The sequence below is a fragment of the Streptomyces sp. NBC_00210 genome (genome assembly GCF_045160975.1).
GTDB lineage: Bacteria > Actinomycetota > Actinomycetes > Streptomycetales > Streptomycetaceae > Streptomyces.
Map to the genome: position 1 here is coordinate 7,982,026 of NZ_CP108120.1, position 14,047 is coordinate 7,996,072.

Annotated in this window: 19 protein-coding genes; 17 read left to right on the forward strand and 2 right to left on the reverse strand. The window is 67.4% G+C overall.

Annotated elements, in window-relative coordinates; translation table 11 throughout:
• Positions 1–30 precede the first annotated feature (30 nt).
• The 12 genes from OG729_RS35930 to OG729_RS35985 all read left to right on the forward strand — a co-directional run bounded on the left by OG729_RS35930 (position 31) and on the right by OG729_RS35985 (position 6,784).
• On the forward strand, positions 31–348 hold the full coding sequence (locus tag OG729_RS35930) for a gas vesicle protein (RefSeq protein ID WP_405810165.1): 318 nt from the start codon (positions 31–33) through the stop codon (positions 346–348).
• A 40-nt stretch (positions 349–388) separates the two neighbouring features.
• Complete coding sequence (locus OG729_RS35935) at positions 389–844, forward strand: gas vesicle structural protein GvpA (RefSeq protein WP_405810166.1); 456 nt, start codon at positions 389–391, stop codon at positions 842–844.
• Positions 841–1,557, forward strand: coding sequence for a GvpL/GvpF family gas vesicle protein (locus OG729_RS35940; protein ID WP_405810168.1), 717 nt, complete (start codon positions 841–843; stop codon positions 1,555–1,557). Before OG729_RS35935 ends, OG729_RS35940 begins: the two co-directional genes overlap by 4 nt.
• A 5-nt stretch (positions 1,558–1,562) precedes the next feature.
• Positions 1,563–1,808 (forward strand): gas vesicle protein GvpG, encoded by a 246-nt coding sequence (locus OG729_RS35945; RefSeq protein ID WP_405810170.1) that lies wholly within the window; start codon positions 1,563–1,565, stop codon positions 1,806–1,808.
• Positions 1,805–2,404, forward strand: coding sequence for a DNA primase (locus OG729_RS35950; RefSeq protein ID WP_405810171.1), 600 nt, complete (start codon positions 1,805–1,807; stop codon positions 2,402–2,404). The genes OG729_RS35945 and OG729_RS35950 overlap by 4 nt, the downstream gene beginning before the upstream one ends.
• The gene (locus tag OG729_RS35955) at positions 2,397–3,428 is read left to right on the forward strand and encodes an SRPBCC family protein (protein ID WP_405810173.1); all 1,032 of its coding nucleotides are present in this window, start codon (positions 2,397–2,399) and stop codon (positions 3,426–3,428) included. Before OG729_RS35950 ends, OG729_RS35955 begins: the two co-directional genes overlap by 8 nt.
• A complete protein-coding gene (locus OG729_RS35960) occupies positions 3,425–3,826 on the forward strand; it encodes a gas vesicle protein (RefSeq protein WP_360868297.1) in 402 nt (133 codons plus the stop codon). Before OG729_RS35955 ends, OG729_RS35960 begins: the two co-directional genes overlap by 4 nt.
• Positions 3,823–4,596 carry a GvpL/GvpF family gas vesicle protein gene (locus tag OG729_RS35965; RefSeq protein ID WP_405810174.1) on the forward strand — a complete coding sequence of 258 codons (774 nt, stop codon included), beginning with the start codon at positions 3,823–3,825 and terminating at the stop codon, positions 4,594–4,596. The genes OG729_RS35960 and OG729_RS35965 overlap by 4 nt, the downstream gene beginning before the upstream one ends.
• Positions 4,593–4,790, forward strand: a complete 198-nt coding sequence (locus tag OG729_RS35970) for a gas vesicle protein (protein WP_360868301.1) — start codon at positions 4,593–4,595, stop codon at positions 4,788–4,790. The genes OG729_RS35965 and OG729_RS35970 overlap by 4 nt, the downstream gene beginning before the upstream one ends.
• On the forward strand, positions 4,787–5,065 hold the full coding sequence (locus OG729_RS35975) for a gas vesicle protein K (RefSeq protein ID WP_360868304.1): 279 nt from the start codon (positions 4,787–4,789) through the stop codon (positions 5,063–5,065). Before OG729_RS35970 ends, OG729_RS35975 begins: the two co-directional genes overlap by 4 nt.
• A gap of 167 nt (positions 5,066–5,232) precedes the next feature.
• Positions 5,233–5,481 (forward strand): DUF5133 domain-containing protein, encoded by a 249-nt coding sequence (locus OG729_RS35980; protein ID WP_405810176.1) that lies wholly within the window; start codon positions 5,233–5,235, stop codon positions 5,479–5,481.
• 67 nt (positions 5,482–5,548) lie between these two features.
• Positions 5,549–6,784: an FUSC family protein gene (locus tag OG729_RS35985; RefSeq protein WP_405810177.1), complete on the forward strand. Its 1,236-nt coding sequence runs from the start codon at positions 5,549–5,551 to the stop codon at positions 6,782–6,784.
• 34 nt (positions 6,785–6,818) lie between these two features.
• On the opposite strand, the gene OG729_RS35990 is transcribed toward OG729_RS35985, so the two are convergent.
• The gene (locus tag OG729_RS35990) at positions 6,819–7,610 is read right to left on the reverse strand and encodes a SigB/SigF/SigG family RNA polymerase sigma factor (RefSeq protein WP_405810178.1); all 792 of its coding nucleotides are present in this window, start codon (positions 7,608–7,610) and stop codon (positions 6,819–6,821) included.
• Between the two features lie 283 nt (positions 7,611–7,893).
• Between OG729_RS35990 and OG729_RS35995 the strand changes: the two genes are divergently transcribed.
• The 3 genes from OG729_RS35995 to OG729_RS36005 all read left to right on the forward strand — a co-directional run bounded on the left by OG729_RS35995 (position 7,894) and on the right by OG729_RS36005 (position 9,396).
• Positions 7,894–8,271 (forward strand): DUF2795 domain-containing protein, encoded by a 378-nt coding sequence (locus OG729_RS35995; protein WP_405810179.1) that lies wholly within the window; start codon positions 7,894–7,896, stop codon positions 8,269–8,271.
• A gap of 330 nt (positions 8,272–8,601) precedes the next feature.
• Positions 8,602–8,961, forward strand: a complete 360-nt coding sequence (locus OG729_RS36000; protein WP_405810181.1) for an STAS domain-containing protein — start codon at positions 8,602–8,604, stop codon at positions 8,959–8,961.
• 12 nt (positions 8,962–8,973) lie between these two features.
• Positions 8,974–9,396 carry an ATP-binding protein gene (locus OG729_RS36005; RefSeq protein WP_405810183.1) on the forward strand — a complete coding sequence of 141 codons (423 nt, stop codon included), beginning with the start codon at positions 8,974–8,976 and terminating at the stop codon, positions 9,394–9,396.
• Between the two features lie 67 nt (positions 9,397–9,463).
• Here OG729_RS36005 and OG729_RS36010 read toward each other — a convergent pair whose 3' ends face one another.
• On the reverse strand, positions 9,464–10,309 hold the full coding sequence (locus OG729_RS36010) for a SigB/SigF/SigG family RNA polymerase sigma factor (protein WP_405811399.1): 846 nt from the start codon (positions 10,307–10,309) through the stop codon (positions 9,464–9,466).
• 222 nt (positions 10,310–10,531) lie between these two features.
• Here OG729_RS36010 and OG729_RS36015 point away from each other — a divergent pair, with 222 nt between their 5' ends.
• Together OG729_RS36015 and OG729_RS36020 are read left to right on the forward strand one after the other, a co-directional pair.
• Positions 10,532–10,927, forward strand: a complete 396-nt coding sequence (locus OG729_RS36015; RefSeq protein ID WP_360868327.1) for an ATP-binding protein — start codon at positions 10,532–10,534, stop codon at positions 10,925–10,927.
• Between the two features lie 166 nt (positions 10,928–11,093).
• Complete coding sequence (locus OG729_RS36020; RefSeq protein ID WP_405810184.1) at positions 11,094–14,036, forward strand: HAMP domain-containing protein; 2,943 nt, start codon at positions 11,094–11,096, stop codon at positions 14,034–14,036.
• Positions 14,037–14,047: the final 11 nt, after the last annotated feature.

Consider the following 14,047-nt stretch of genomic DNA (forward strand, 5'->3'; position numbering starts at 1 on the left):
CATTCGTGCAACTCGCAGAAATGAGGAGCCATGGCGAATTCATCAGAGAACACGAACAGGAACCGGAGTGCGGCGGCGAAGCCGAAGCCGAAGCCGGGGCCGATGGCGGTTTTGCGCCAGGCGCGCGAGCAGCTGGCAGAGCTCATCGGCATGGAGGTCGAAACGGTCTCGTCGTTCGTCGAGACGGAGGACGGCTGGTCGCTGGAGGTCGAGGTGCTTGAACTGCCGCGCATCCCCCCGACGACAAGCCTCCTTGCGACGTACGAGGTGGCCCTCGACGCCCAGGGGGAGCTGATCGGCTACCGGCGCATTCGCCGATACGAGCGCGGCAGGGCCGACCCCAGGTAACAGGCCCCGCGCAACGAACCGAACAGGAGGGCTGGTGCCAATGACCGTAGTGCCGGCACAACAGCAAACCGGGCGTGGAGGCGGCGGCAGCAGTAGCAGCAGCCTCTACGACGTACTGGAACTCATACTCGACCGAGGACTCGTCATTGACGTGTTCATTCGGGTCTCCCTGGTGGGCATCGAGATCCTGAAGATCGATGTGAGGATCGTGGTTGCCAGCGTCGACACGTATCTGCGCTTCGCGGAAGCCTGTAATCGACTCGACCTGGAAGCCGGGCCGCGCAAGGACCCGGGGCTGCCCGACCTCGTCGGGGAGATTACGGAGTCCGGAGCGCGCGGCAAGTCCAAGGGTGCCCTGGAGGGTGCCGCGGAGAAGATCTCGGACTCCTTCAAGCGTGGCCGTGATGAGGAGCAGGAGAAGGAGAAGGAGAAGGAACCCAGGCCGCGGGCCCGGCGCACGACGTCGCACAGCAGGAAAGAGGCGACGGACGAATGAGCACTTACGTCTATGGCATCGCGAGGAGCTCGCACCCGAGCCTTCCGGAGGAGGCGAAGGGCGTGGGTGACCCTCCGCGGCCCGTACGCATCCTGAAGCAGGGCCGGCTGGCGGCTCTCGTCAGCGATGCGCCCGAAGACCTCAGGCCCAAGCGGCGTGATCTGCTGGCGCACCAGAACGTGCTGCGCGAGGCGGGCGAGGAGGGCACCGTACTGCCTCTGCGCTTCGGGGGCATTTCGCCCGACGACGAGACGCTGGCATCCGTGCTCGCGGAACGTGAGGATCACTACCTGGAGCGGTTGCTCGCACTCGACGGCAGGGCCGAGTACAACGTCAAGGCCAACCACGACGAGGAGGCCGTCCTTCACCGCGTTCTTGCGGACGACCCCCGACTGCGCGCGATGGCCGAGGCCGGCCGGACCGCCGGCGGCGGTTCGCATGAGCAGAAGATCCAGCTCGGCGAGCGCATCGCGACCGCCGTGCAACTGCGCGAGGCCGCGGACGCCGATCTGGTCCGAGCGCGGCTCGAAGAAGCGGCAGAGGAAGTGAGCGCCGGCCCGCAGAGCACCGGATGGCTGGCAAACCTCTCCTTCCTCGTAGTCCGCGAACGCGGCGCCGACTTCCTGAACGCGGTCGACGAACTGCGCAAGCAGCAGCCGCACTTGGTACTGACCGTGACCGGGCCCCTTCCTCCCTACAGCTTCGTGGAGTGAGACAGATGGGACTCATCGGAGAGTTGTTGCTCCTGCCCGCCGCACCCGTACGCGGCACCATGTGGGTGCTGCAACAGGTTGTGGACGAGGCGGAACGGCAGTACTACGACCCGGCAGCCATTCAGGGCGAACTTGCCCGTCTTGCAGAGCGGCTTGATGCGGGCGAGATCGACGAGGCCGAATTCGACCGCCGCGAGGACGAACTCCTGGAGCGGCTGCAGACCATGCAGAACAGAAGGCGGCAACCATGAACAACAGCACTGTATTGGGGCTCGCGATGGGCGCCGGGTATCTACTCGGGCGCACCAAAAAGGCGAAGCTGGCCTTCGCCGTCGGCACGCTGGTGGCCGGCAAACAATTGCCGTTGAACCCGAAGGCGCTCGGTGGCCTCGTCGGTCAACAACTGCAGAACAATCCGCAGTTCAAGGCGCTCGGCGACCAGCTGCGCGAGGACCTGCGTGGCGTGGGCAAGGCGGCCACCGGGGCGCTGGTCAATCGGCAGCTCGAAGGAATCGCGGACCGCTTGCACGAGCGGACACTGGGCGTCCAGGACCGTATCGATGGGGTCGTCCCCCATGCGGATGACGAGGACGAGACGGACGGCGAGACCGAGGACGAGGACGAGATCGAGAACGAGAACGAGGACGAGGACGAGAACGAGGACGAGAACGAGGACGAGGACGAAACGAAGGAGAAGGCGGCGCGGCAGGAGCGGCCCGAGCGGCAGAAGAAGACGACGTCGGGACGCAAGGCCCCCGCGAAGAAGACAACCGGGACAGCTCGGCGCACCCCGAGGAAGGCCGTCGCCAAGAAGGCTGCCTCGAAGGGAGGCCGCAGCGATGGCTGAGAAAGCGAGCCTGTTCAGCGCGGACAACCCCGCTGCTCAGAGGTTGAAAGAGGAACTGCAGGAGTATCTGGTCGCGCAGGTACAGCAGGCGATGATGGCGGCAGGGCGCACACTCGGCCGCAGCACCGCCAAGCTCAACGACATCGCGGAGGGTAACAGCCCCGGCCTCGCCAAAATGGCTCTGGAAGCCGGCCGCAAGGTCGCCCAGGGCAAGGGGCCACTCCGCAGCGCGATCGAACTCGGTACATCGCAGATCGGGGGTGGTCTCACCCAGGCTGTCAAGGGCTTCGGCAAGAAGGGCAAGAAGGACAAGGGAGGAGGGAAGCCGATCGTCATCCTGGAGACCATCGATGTCGGAGTCCCGGTGCGCGAGGCCTACGACCAGTGGACGCTCTTCCAGGACTTCTCCGCATTCACCAAGGGTGTCAAGGACGTGAACATCGCCGACGACACCACATCGGACTGGCAGTTGAAGATCCTCTGGTCGAGCCGTAGCTGGAAGGCCCACATCACGGAGCAGATACCGGACGCCCGTATCCAGTGGACGTCGGAGGGCGCCAAGGGAACGGCGAACGGTGTCGTGACCTTCCATCCACTCGGTGACAACCTGACCCGCATCCTCCTGGTCATGGAGTACTACCCCACGGGGTTCTTCGAGAAGACGGGCAACATCTGGCGTGCCCAGGGTCGCCGCGCCCGGCTCGATCTCAAGCACTTCGCCCGCCACATCTCGATGCGCGGTGAGGCAGAAGACGGATGGCGCGGCGAGATCCAGGACGGCGAGGTGGTGCGCAGCGACGAAGACGCCAAGGAGGAGGAGCAGGAGCAGGACCAGGACCAGGAGAAGGACGAGCAGGACGAGTACGAGGACAACGAAGGGGAGGAAGAACTGGAAGAGGCACCGGAAGAGGAATACGAGGACGAGGACGAGGACCAAGGCGCGTACGAGGACGAGGCCGAGGAGGAAGACCAGGAAGAAGACGAGGCCGAGTACGCCGGGTCCGGAAGCCGAGGTCGCCGATGACCACCGCCAGCAGGCTGCCGGATCCTTACGCTGGTTCCAGCAGTGCGAATCTCGCCGACATCCTTGAGCGCGTTCTCGACAAGGGAATCGTCATCGCCGGCGACATCCGCATCAATCTCCTGGACATCGAGCTTCTGACGATCAAACTCCGCCTGATCGTCGCGTCCGTCGACAAGGCCAAGGAAATGGGGATCGACTGGTGGGAGGACGACCCGGCGCTCTCCTCGGGTGCCCGCCGCCGCGAGCTGGCCGAGGAGAACGAGCGATTGCACAACCGCGTCGCGGAACTGGAATCGGCTTCTCGAACTGCGGATCGAGCTGCCGTTCGAACAAGGGACCGGCCCCCCAGGGATCGGCCTAAGAGTCGAACCAAGGAGGACCGCAAGGAGTCGGCATGAACGAGCTGCGCTATGTGTACGCCGTGACCCGCCCCTTCGACGGGCCGCTGGCCGAAGATCTCCGCGGGGTCGCGGCCACGCAACCGTACGCACTGCACCACGGCGGCCTGGTCGCCGTCGTGTCCGCGGTGCCCGCCGACGACTTCGACGAGATCCCGCTGCGCGCCCATCTCGAGGACCTCGACTGGCTGACCGGGACCGCCCGCGCCCACGAGGCCGTGATCGCGGCGCTCGCCTCGCTGACCTGTCCGCTGCCGCTGCGTCTCGCCACGGTCTGCCGGGACGAAGACGGCGTGCGACGGATGCTCGACTCGGACCACGACCGGTTCGTCGACACCCTGGAGAGGCTCGACGGACGCGTCGAATGGGGCGTCAAGGTGTATGCGGAAACGCCGGAAACGCCGGAACCGCAAGAACCGGCCCCCGCGCCCGCGCCCGCAACGACCGGCCGCGACTACCTGCGCAGGCGCCTTCAGGAACGCCGCGCGGAAGAGGGAACCTGGGAGCGTGCCGACGTGGTGTCGCGGCGGCTGCACGAGAAGCTTTCCCGTCATGCGGAGGCAGGCAGGCTGCACCGCCCGCAGCAGGCCCAGCTCTCCAGGGCCGCCGGCCACAATGTCCTCAACGCCGCCTATCTCGTACCGCGCGAGGAGAGCGCGGCCTTTGTCGCGAGCCTGAACGAGCTGCGCCCGCACGAGCCCGGCATACGGGTCGAACTGACCGGACCGTGGGCCCCGTACTCCTTCACGGGTGAGGTGGGTGAGCAATGACGACCCCGGCGCCGCTGGCCCAGCGCCAAGTCGCGCTGGTCGACCTGCTCGACCGACTGCTCGCGGGCGGTGTTGTGATCGCCGGTGAGGTCACCCTGCGCATCGCCGACGTCGATCTCGTACGCATCGACCTCAACGCACTGATCAGCTCGGTGAACGCGCAGATCGCATCGCCTTGGGAGGAGCCCGAATGAGCGCCAAGCGCAGGGTCGACCTGGATCCCGACACCGTGGAACGCGATCTGGCGAAGCTGGTCCTGACAGTGGTGGAGCTGCTGCGCCAGCTCATGGAGCGGCAGGCACTGCGCCGCGTGGACGGGGGATGCCTGACCGAGGCGCAGGAGGAGCGGATCGGTCTCACGCTGATGCTGCTGGAGGACCGGATGGAGCTCCTGCGGGAGAAGTTCGGACTCGAGCCCGAAGACCTCAACATCGACCTCGGACCACTGGGACCGTTGCTCCCCAGGTGATGGAGCTCCCCAGGCAGGGTGGAACCGGAGCGCACTTACGGCTTTGACCTGTGGTTATCGCTGCGAGTAGTCACGCGAATGGCGGTTGCGGCTGCTCCGGGTGACACTGGCCCGGACCGACCGCTCGGTGCTTGACGCGCTGGTGCTTTCACTCAAGGAGGGCACTGATGTTGATGCCGGACCTCGCTGTCGTCGCCACCCTCATGGCCCGCTATCGGGCACATGAGCACCATTTTCTGGCCACCCCCCACGACCGTGATGCGCGCATGCGCTTCGAGGACACCGCCTACACCCTGTGTGTGTTGATGGGTGAGCGCACGGCGCGAGAAGCCGTGCTCGCGGCGGAACGCTACGTCGCCCGAGGACGGGTGAAGCGCGGGCACGCCGAGAAACGCGCCACTCCCGGCACACGTTGACCGCGGCAGCGGGCGTCGGAGCGCTGATCACGCGTCTGGCCCGCTGGAACGCGGGAAGGATCAAGGGGTGCGTGATCTCCGTAATCCAGTAAGAGCGCCGGTTGCCGAACTCGTCAGGTGGGGCAGGGAGCCCGCCGTCGCCCAGACCTTGCGGTCGACGGCGGCGGCGACTCTCGCCTACGTGGCAGCCCTGGGGCTGAGCAGCGAACCCGCTCCGCTCACCGCTCCCCTCACCGCGCTCCTCGTTGTCCAGGTCACCCTCTACTCCACACTCACCACCAGCATCCGCCGAGTGAACTCCGTGGTCGCCGGCGTTGTGATCGCCATTGGCTTCAGCGAGCTCGTCGGCCTGACCTGGTGGAGCCTTGGCCTGATCATCCTGGCGTCCTTGGTGGTGGGGCGCTTGGTCCGGGTCGGTGAGTTCGTCCCGGAAGTGGCGATCAGCGCGATGCTCGTGCTCGGCGTGACCCGGGTGGCGGACACCGCATGGGACCGGGTGCTGGAGACGCTGATCGGCGCGGTGGTGGGTCTCCTGTTCAACGTTCTGCTCGTGCCTCCCGTCTGGGTGGGACCGGCCGGTGAGTCCATCGAGGATCTGTCCCGGCGGATGCGCCAACTGCTTCTGCACATCGGGGAGGAACTGACCAGCCCCACTCCCGTCGAGCAAGCCGCCGCCCGGCTCCACGAGGCCCGTCGTCTCGACCACGACATCGCCGACGTCGACGCGGCCCTGCGCCAAGCGGAGGACAGCCTCCGGCTCAATCCGCGGGTGAAGGAAGGAATGCTGCATCGCGTGGTGCTGCGCACCGGGCTCGACACCCTCGAGATCTGTGCGGTGGTTCTGCGTGTACTGGCCCGCACGATGACCGACCTGGCCAAGGAGCGGCGCGAGGAACTCCTGTTCCCGCCGGAGGAGGGGATTGCCATCAGGGAACTACTGGGCCATGTCGCCGATGCCCTCGTCAGCTTCGCCGTCCTCGTGACCACTCAGGTGAGCGAGAGTGCCGACGCTGCGGAGGCCCGGCTGGCCGGGGAGCTCGCCGCGGCCGCTGCCGCCCGGGAGAAGGCGGCGCATCTGCTGCTCGAGGGAGTTCAGCGACACCCGCGCGATTGGCAGCTCCGCGGCGCGCTGCTGGCGGAGATCGACCGGATTCTGGCCGAGCTGGACATGGATCATCGCAGCCGGCGCCTGATGGAGGAGCTGGACCGCTACGCACGCGAACAGCGCGAACGGTACCCGCAGCTCTCCGCCGTGCGCCGATGGGCGCAGAGCAAGCGCTCCGGGCGCGCCACGGTTCGCTGACCGGCCGGCCATCGCAACGGTCACCGGACAGGGCCTAAGCAGCGTCCAGCGTGGCCTGCTCGCGCAGTTGACGGCAGGAGCGGCTGATCAGCCTGGACACATGCATCTGGGAGATGCCCAAATGCTCCGCGATGTTGCTCTGTGTCATGTCGCGGAAGAAGCGCATGTAGAGGATGAGCTGTTCGCGTTCAGGCAGCCGGCGCATCTCCGGTTTGACCGCTTCGCGGTCCACGAGCACGTCGATGTCCGTGTCGGGCTCGCCCAGGGTGTCACTCAGCGCGTATCCGTCCTCGGAACCGGGGAGTTCGGCGTCGAGGGAGAGCGCGGTGAAGCTCTCGAGTGCGTCGAGACCCACGAGTACCTCGTTCTCGGTCATTCCGGTGTGCTCTGCGATTTCGGCGGTGGTGGGGGGTCGGCCGGGGATGACCTGGCTGAGCTCATGGCAGGCAGAACGGACGCGGTTGCGCAGATCCTGCACCCTGCGCGGCACATGGAGTGCCCACATGTGATCGCGGAAATGGCGCTTGAGCTCGCCGACGACCGTCGGCACGGCATAGCTCTCGAAGGCGTGGCCGCGGGACGGGTCGTAGTGATCGACAGCCTTGACCAGTCCGAGCGCGGCGACCTGGCGCAGGTCCTCCAGCGATTCACCCCGGTTGCGGAAGCGGCAGGCCAGCCGCTCCGACATGGGCAGCCAGGCGTACACGATTTCCTGTCGCAGCCGCTGCCGCTCTGGACCATCGGGCAGTGCGGCCATCCTCCTGAAGGCGTCCGTGGTGTCCGGCGCGTCGTCGTGCGCGTGATTCGCATGTGCGTTGGTTCGCATAGTGCTCGCAGCTCCCTGAGAGAATGTCTCTCAATCGGGGAAGGATTTCCCGCTCACCGGATCCGGTGGAGGCACTGCCGGGCAGGATCAGCGCACGCCCGGAGCCTCTGCTCCCACGGGTCGTGCCTCCTGTCCGAAGCACATGACGCACGTTCCCGGTGGAACCGCACGGAAACGTGACGTACCGGAACCTCTTGCCGGAAGTGGGCATTCGGCCCGTGCCGTCTGTGTCAGGGCGGACGGATCGGGTACGCGCACAGTCCCCACGAGCGAGGAGGAGGACATGCAGCGAGGCAGCGACCGCCTCAGCGTCCACAAGGACGAGGAGATGAAGCATGAATTGCAGGGGCTGCTCCGTTCCGGACACCCCACCCGGGTAGCGGAATGGCACGACCCGGAGCCGGGTGCCGATGACGACCCGGAGATCGCATGGGGCCCGGTGCCTACGGTGGGCTCCCTGGGCGCCGATGAGCAGTTGGAGGTCGAGCTGGCCCGTCACCTGGGCCGCGCGGCCTTCCCGGCGAAGCGTCGGGACCTGGTGCACATTCTGCGTGAGCGGCATGCTCCGGACCGACTGATCGACCTCGTGAACGCACTGCCCGCGCACGAGTCCTGTCGCAGTGCGCGGGATGTCGTGAAGGCGGTGTCGCGTCGCGACTAGGTGTGTTGTCCGGAGAGGTTCGGGACGGTGCGAGTACCCGCTCCTCGGCGAATGATCCCCGGGCCGGCGTGCGGCGGTCGGCCGAGCGGGGGTGTGGAGGCGTGGCCGGCGGGTACGTTCCCTCTATTCCGACAGGGGCCTCAGAGACAGGTCCGGTGGCGGTGCCGTTCTCATCCTGCCAACGTCGAGAGTGTGCCATGCCGTAGCGCCGAGTCTCAGGACGCCGGCCGCGTCACCGCAGTGGGCACCTGGACCTGACAAGAAGGACGTCGAGGAGGCGGGAGAAACCCCATGGTGTCGGGAGTTGCCGGGCAGCCAGAGGGGGACGGTATGGCCGGTGGCGGACGCTTCGGCGTCGAAGTGAGGCCGGGGGCCGACGCCATCGTGCTCGTACTCTCGGGCGAACTCGATCACGACACGGCGGAGCCGCTCCGTGAGGCCCTGGCGGACAGCGTGCGGGCCGCGCCCGACCGGATTGTGGTCGACTGCGCCGACCTGCGGTTCTGCGACTCCACCGGCCTGAACGTACTGCTGCGGGCCAGGCTGGCCGCGCGCGAGGCGGGCGGTCGGCTCGAGCTCGCTGCGCTGCGGCCGCCGGTGGCGCGCATGTTCGACATCACCGGTGCCCATCAGGTGTTCCAGGTGTACGCCAGTCTCGACGCGGCGCTGGCGGACCAGCAGGCGAAGTGAGCGGAGGTGCCGATGGGCGTGAGCCTCCGCGGACAGGGGCAGACACGTCGTCTGGCGCTGTTCGCAACCAAGGGCGTGGTGAGCCGCTGCCGCGACTTCACCAGGGTGGCCCTGGCCGACTGGGAGTGGGCGCACACCACTGCGGACGAGGAGACGGAGCTCGTCGAGGACGTGCTGCTGCTCGTCTCCGAGGTGGTCACCAACGCCTGTCTGCACGCGGGAGGGCCGAAGGAGCTGGTTCTCCACCACAGTGGCGACCAGCTGCGGATCGAGGTCGTCGACGGCAGCCCGGAGCCTCCGAGGCCACGGTCGCCGGGCGATGCGTCGCAGCCGGGCGGGCACGGCCTGATGGTGCTGGAGCGGCTGGCTCACCGCTGGGGCTGGGCACCGCTGGAGGGCGGGAAGGTCGTGTGGGTCGAGGTCACCCGTCCCTGAGCCTGAGGCACCGGCTCTCGCAGGCCCGGCAAGATCGGCCGGACAGAAACTATCGGCCGGACAGAAACTAGGAGTCAATGGCGGTGTCGTCGTCCCCGTCGTCCAGCAACGCGGCGCGCAGCGTCGCGAGGATGCGTGCCAGCAGCCGTGAGACATGCATCTGGGAGAGGCCCAGCCGGGCCCCGATCTCGGACTGCGTCAGCTCGTCGCCGAAGCGCAGCGACAGGATGAGCCGGTCTCGCTCCCCGAGGCCGGCGATCACCGGCTTGAGGGACTCCAGGGACTCCACGATGTCGAACGCCGGATCCTCCCTGCCGAGACTCCGGCCGACCGCGCCCACAGCCTCGTCCTCGTTGGGCGGAGCGTCCAGGGAGCGGGCGACATAGCCGTTGGCCGCCTGTTCGCCCTCGACCACTTCGGCCTCGCTGAGCCCGAGGCATTCGCCCAGTTCGGCCGCCGTCGGCGGACGTCCCAGGTCTTGCTCCATGGCGTCACGTGCCCTGGCCAGGTCGATGCGCAGCTCCTGGAGCCGGCGCGGCACCTGGACGGCCCAGCTGGTGTCGCGGAAGAAGCGCTTCATCTCGCCGACGATGGTCGGCAGGGCGAAGCTGGTGAACTCCACCTCGCGCTCGACGTCGAAGCGGTTGATCGCCTTGATGAGGCCGATCGTTCCCACCTGGACGATGTCTTCGACGGGCTCGGAGCGGGCCCGGAACCGCTGCGCGGCGAATTTCACCAGGCTGAGATTGAGCTCGACCAGGGTGTTGCGTACGTACGCGTACTCGGCCGTGCCCTCCTCGAGCATCGCGAGACGCCTGAACAGCGAGACCGACAAGGTGCGCGCGTCCATGGTGCTGACGGAGCGCGGATCGGAGATCTCCGGCAGGCCGTCCAGTGCGCTGCGGCGGACCATGCGTTCCTGTCGCGGTTGCGACGGCGTCCTCTCGTCGGTAGTCCGGTCGGTGTGAATGCTGCTGGCCATGGGGTTCCTTCGACGGGGCGAAGGCCGGCGCTGTTGGATGCAGTGGGACCGTCGTGCGAGCTTCTCTCCAGGAGATGCCCGTTTCTCGCGCTTTAATGTCGATTTGCGGGGCACGCGTATGACATGGATCGGGCTCAGAAAGAGCGGCTTGTATTGCACAGCCGCCGATTTCCGCTGGAGGGCGGACCCGGCGTGGTCGGCCAGTGCCGCGACCTGACGAGGCAGGTACTCGACGAGTGGTACAGCCTGTCAGGACCGACCGCAGGCATGATCACGGCGGATGTCCTGCTGCTCGTGTCCGAGATCGTCACCAATGCCTGCCTGCACGGCGGAGCCCCCACCGAGCTGAGGCTCGACAGTACTCCTGGGCGGCTATGGGTCCAGGTCAGCGACACCAGCCCGGAACGGCCCCGGCCGCGCCACCGGCATCGGGCCGCCCGGACGTCCGGGCACGGCCTGTATCTGCTGCAGCGGCTCTCCGCCGGCTGGGGCTGGATGCCTCGCGATACGGGCAAGGTGGTCTGGTTCATGGTTCTCGTCCCCGAGTGAGCAGGGCCCTTGAGCAGGCAGCGTCCCGTCCCCAGTGACCAGGAACGACGGGGATCGCGCCAGGGTGACCGGACCGAAGCCGCGTGCCACAGTGGGTAGAGCCGTTGAGAGCGCCTCTCCGCGGGGCATCGACGGCGCAGCGAGTGACGACGGCGCGAGGTCTGCGATGGATGTCTCTGCCCACACGCCCGACCCCGATCGCGCCCGGCCGCCCGCGGAGCTGGGCGAGGACGGGTTGCGGAAGCTGCTGGCCGGGCTCACAGCCGTACGTGACGGCGATCTCTCCGCCCGCCTCCCCGACGACGCCGGCGGGCTCCTCGGCGAGATCGCGACCATCTACAACGCCATGGTGGAGCAGCTCCTGCTGGTCACCTCCGAGGTGACCCGGGTCGCCCGCGAGGTGGGCGGACAGGGCCTGCTCGGCGGTCATGCGCGCGAGCCGCGGGTGCAAGGCGTCTGGCTGGAGCTCACCACGGGCGTCAACACCATGGCGGACAATCTGACGTCGCAGGTGCGCTCCATCGCCCAGGTCGCCACGGCAGTGGCCCGCGGCGACCTCACCCAGAAGATCCGGGTCGATGCGCGCGGGGAGATCCTGGAGCTGAAGGAGACCATCAACACGATGGTGGACCGGCTGTCGTCGTTCGCCGAGGAGGTCAGCCGGGTAGCACGCGAGGTGGGCACCGACGGAAAGCTCGGCGGACAGGCCACCGTCCGGGGCGTGTCGGGCACCTGGAAGGACCTGACCGACAACGTCAACTCCATGGCGAACAACCTCACCAATCAGGTCCGTAACATCGCCCAGGTCACCACCGCCGTCGCCGGCGGCGATCTGACGCGCAAGATCGACGTCGATGCGCGCGGGGAGATCCTGGAGCTCAAGACCACCATCAACACCATGGTCGACCAGCTGTCGTCGTTCGCCGCCGAGGTCACGCGTGTGGCCCGCGAAGTGGGCAGCGAGGGGCGGCTCGGCGGCCAGGCCGAGGTGGAGGGCGTTGCCGGTACCTGGAAGAGGCTCACCGAGAACGTCAATGAACTGGCCGGCAATCTGACCCGGCAGGTGCGCGCCATCGCCGAGGTGACCAGCGCGGTCGCGGAGGGCGACCTCACCCGCTCCATCACGGTCGAGGCGCCCGGAGAGGTCGGAGACCTCAAGGACAACATCAACGCGATGGTCGAATCGCTGCGTGCGACGACTAGGGCCAATGAGGAGCAGGACTGGCTCAAGACCCATCTGGCGCGGGTGTCCAGCCTGATGCAGGGCACCAGAAGCCTCTCCGCGGTCGCCGAGCTGATCATGACGGAGGTGCCCCCGCTCGTCTCCGCCCAGTACGGCGGCTTCTTCCTGGCCCGGGACGAGGGCGAAGGGCTCGAACTGGTCATGACCTCCGCATACGGTTTGCCGGACGACCCGGCCACCGGACCTCGCCGCTTCCGGCTCGGCCAGTCCCTGGTCGGGCAGGCCGCAAAGAGCCGCCACACCATCACCGTGGAGGACCTGCCGCCCGGGTACGCGACCATCGTGTCCGGCACCGGCCGGATGGATCCCAGCCATCTGATCGTGCTGCCGATCGTCGTGGAGGAGCAGGTGCTCGGCGCCATCGAACTCGCGACGCTGCGCCCCCTGACCGTCATCCACCGGGACTTCCTCGACCAGTTCATCGAGACGGTCGGCGTGAACCTCAGCTCGCTGATCGCCAATGTGCGTACCGACGAACTGCTGGACCAGTCGCAGCGCCTGACCGCCGAACTCAGCGCCCGTTCCGGCGAGTTGCAGGCGCGGCAGGAGGAACTGCAGCGCTCCAACGCCGAACTGAAGGAAAAGGCGGCGCTGCTGGCCGACCGCAACCGGGACATCGAGCGCAAGAACCTGGAGATCGAGCAGGCCCGTCAGGAGCTGGAGGCCCGCGCCCAGCAGCTCTCCCGCACCTCGATGTACAAGTCCGAGTTCCTGGCCAACATGAGCCATGAACTCCGTACGCCACTGAACAGCCTGCTGATCCTTGCCCAGTTGCTCGCGCAGAACCTCGAAGGCAATCTGACGTCGAAACAGGTCGACTACGCCGAGGTGATCCACTCCGCGGGCTCCGACCTGCTCCAGCTGATCAACGACATCCTGGATCTGTCGAAGGTCGAAGCCGGAAAGATGGACATCCACGCCGAGCCCTTCTCTCTGCATCAGCTCCTTGAGTACGTCGAGGCGACCTTCCGGCCGGTGGCGAGCGACCGTGATCTGGAGTTCCATGTGGTCGCGGCGCCGGGGATCCCCGAGGAACTCATCACCGACGAGGCCCGGCTCCGGCAGGTTCTGCGCAATCTGCTCTCCAACGCGCTGAAGTTCACCGAGGAGGGCAGCGTCGAGCTCCGCGTCCACCCTGTCACCGAGGGGCGGTTGCCGACTTCCCTGCGCGACTCCGGTCCGGTGGTCGCCTTCCGGGTCACCGATACCGGGATCGGCATCCCGGACGATCGTCTGCAGAGTGTGTTCGGCGCTTTTCAGCAGGGCGACGGCACCACGTCCCGGCAGTACGGCGGTACCGGACTCGGGCTGTCCATCAGCCGTGAGGTGGCGCAGCTGCTCGGCGGCACCATCGTCGCGGAGAGCACCGTGGGCAGGGGCAGTTCCTTCACGCTGTATCTGCCGGCTCGGGCTCCGGCCCGGAAGCAGCGGGGCGAGGAGGGCAGGCGGGAGCTCGCCGAGGGCGTCATGCACGAGGCGGAACCGGCCACGGGACACACGGTGCTGGTGGTGGACGACGACATCCGGAACATCTTTGCGCTGACCGAGGTCCTGGAACGCGAGGGGATGGTGGTGCTCCAGGCGGACAACGGCAGAGCGGGGATCGATCTGCTCATGCAGCACGTCGAGGTGGATCTCATCGTGATGGACGTGATGATGGCCGGCATGGACGGCAACGCCACCATGGCGGCGATCAGGGAACTGCCCCGATTCGCCGATGTGCCGATCATCGCCGTCACCGCCAAGGCCATGCCGGGCGACCGCGCGCAGGCCCTGGCGGCGGGAGCCAGCGACTATGTGGCCAAGCCGGTGGACGCGGACGACCTGATGGCGAGAATCCGCATGTGGCTCACGCGCGGCGGCTGACCGCGCGTGCT

Bases quoted from the DNA above. Each gene is read 5' to 3' on its own strand.
- OG729_RS35940 (WP_405810168.1), top strand. From the start codon at position 841: ATGAGCACTTACGTCTATGGCATCGCGAGGAGCTCGCACCCGAGCCTT.
- OG729_RS36000 (WP_405810181.1), top strand. From the start codon at position 8,602: ATGGCCGGTGGCGGACGCTTCGGCGTCGAAGTGAGGCCGGGGGCCGAC.
- OG729_RS35970 (WP_360868301.1), top strand. From the start codon at position 4,593: ATGACGACCCCGGCGCCGCTGGCCCAGCGCCAAGTCGCGCTGGTCGAC.
- OG729_RS35935 (WP_405810166.1), top strand. From the start codon at position 389: ATGACCGTAGTGCCGGCACAACAGCAAACCGGGCGTGGAGGCGGCGGC.
- OG729_RS35930 (WP_405810165.1), top strand. From the start codon at position 31: ATGGCGAATTCATCAGAGAACACGAACAGGAACCGGAGTGCGGCGGCG.
- OG729_RS35950 (WP_405810171.1), top strand. From the start codon at position 1,805: ATGAACAACAGCACTGTATTGGGGCTCGCGATGGGCGCCGGGTATCTA.
- OG729_RS36010 (WP_405811399.1), bottom strand. From the start codon at position 10,309: ATGGTCCGCCGCAGCGCACTGGACGGCCTGCCGGAGATCTCCGATCCG.
- OG729_RS35995 (WP_405810179.1), top strand. From the start codon at position 7,894: ATGCAGCGAGGCAGCGACCGCCTCAGCGTCCACAAGGACGAGGAGATG.
- OG729_RS35975 (WP_360868304.1), top strand. From the start codon at position 4,787: ATGAGCGCCAAGCGCAGGGTCGACCTGGATCCCGACACCGTGGAACGC.
- OG729_RS35965 (WP_405810174.1), top strand. From the start codon at position 3,823: ATGAACGAGCTGCGCTATGTGTACGCCGTGACCCGCCCCTTCGACGGG.
- OG729_RS36005 (WP_405810183.1), top strand. From the start codon at position 8,974: ATGGGCGTGAGCCTCCGCGGACAGGGGCAGACACGTCGTCTGGCGCTG.
- OG729_RS35960 (WP_360868297.1), top strand. From the start codon at position 3,425: ATGACCACCGCCAGCAGGCTGCCGGATCCTTACGCTGGTTCCAGCAGT.
- OG729_RS35980 (WP_405810176.1), top strand. From the start codon at position 5,233: ATGTTGATGCCGGACCTCGCTGTCGTCGCCACCCTCATGGCCCGCTAT.
- OG729_RS35955 (WP_405810173.1), top strand. From the start codon at position 2,397: ATGGCTGAGAAAGCGAGCCTGTTCAGCGCGGACAACCCCGCTGCTCAG.
- OG729_RS36020 (WP_405810184.1), top strand. From the start codon at position 11,094: ATGGATGTCTCTGCCCACACGCCCGACCCCGATCGCGCCCGGCCGCCC.
- OG729_RS35990 (WP_405810178.1), bottom strand. From the start codon at position 7,610: ATGCGAACCAACGCACATGCGAATCACGCGCACGACGACGCGCCGGAC.
- OG729_RS35945 (WP_405810170.1), top strand. From the start codon at position 1,563: ATGGGACTCATCGGAGAGTTGTTGCTCCTGCCCGCCGCACCCGTACGC.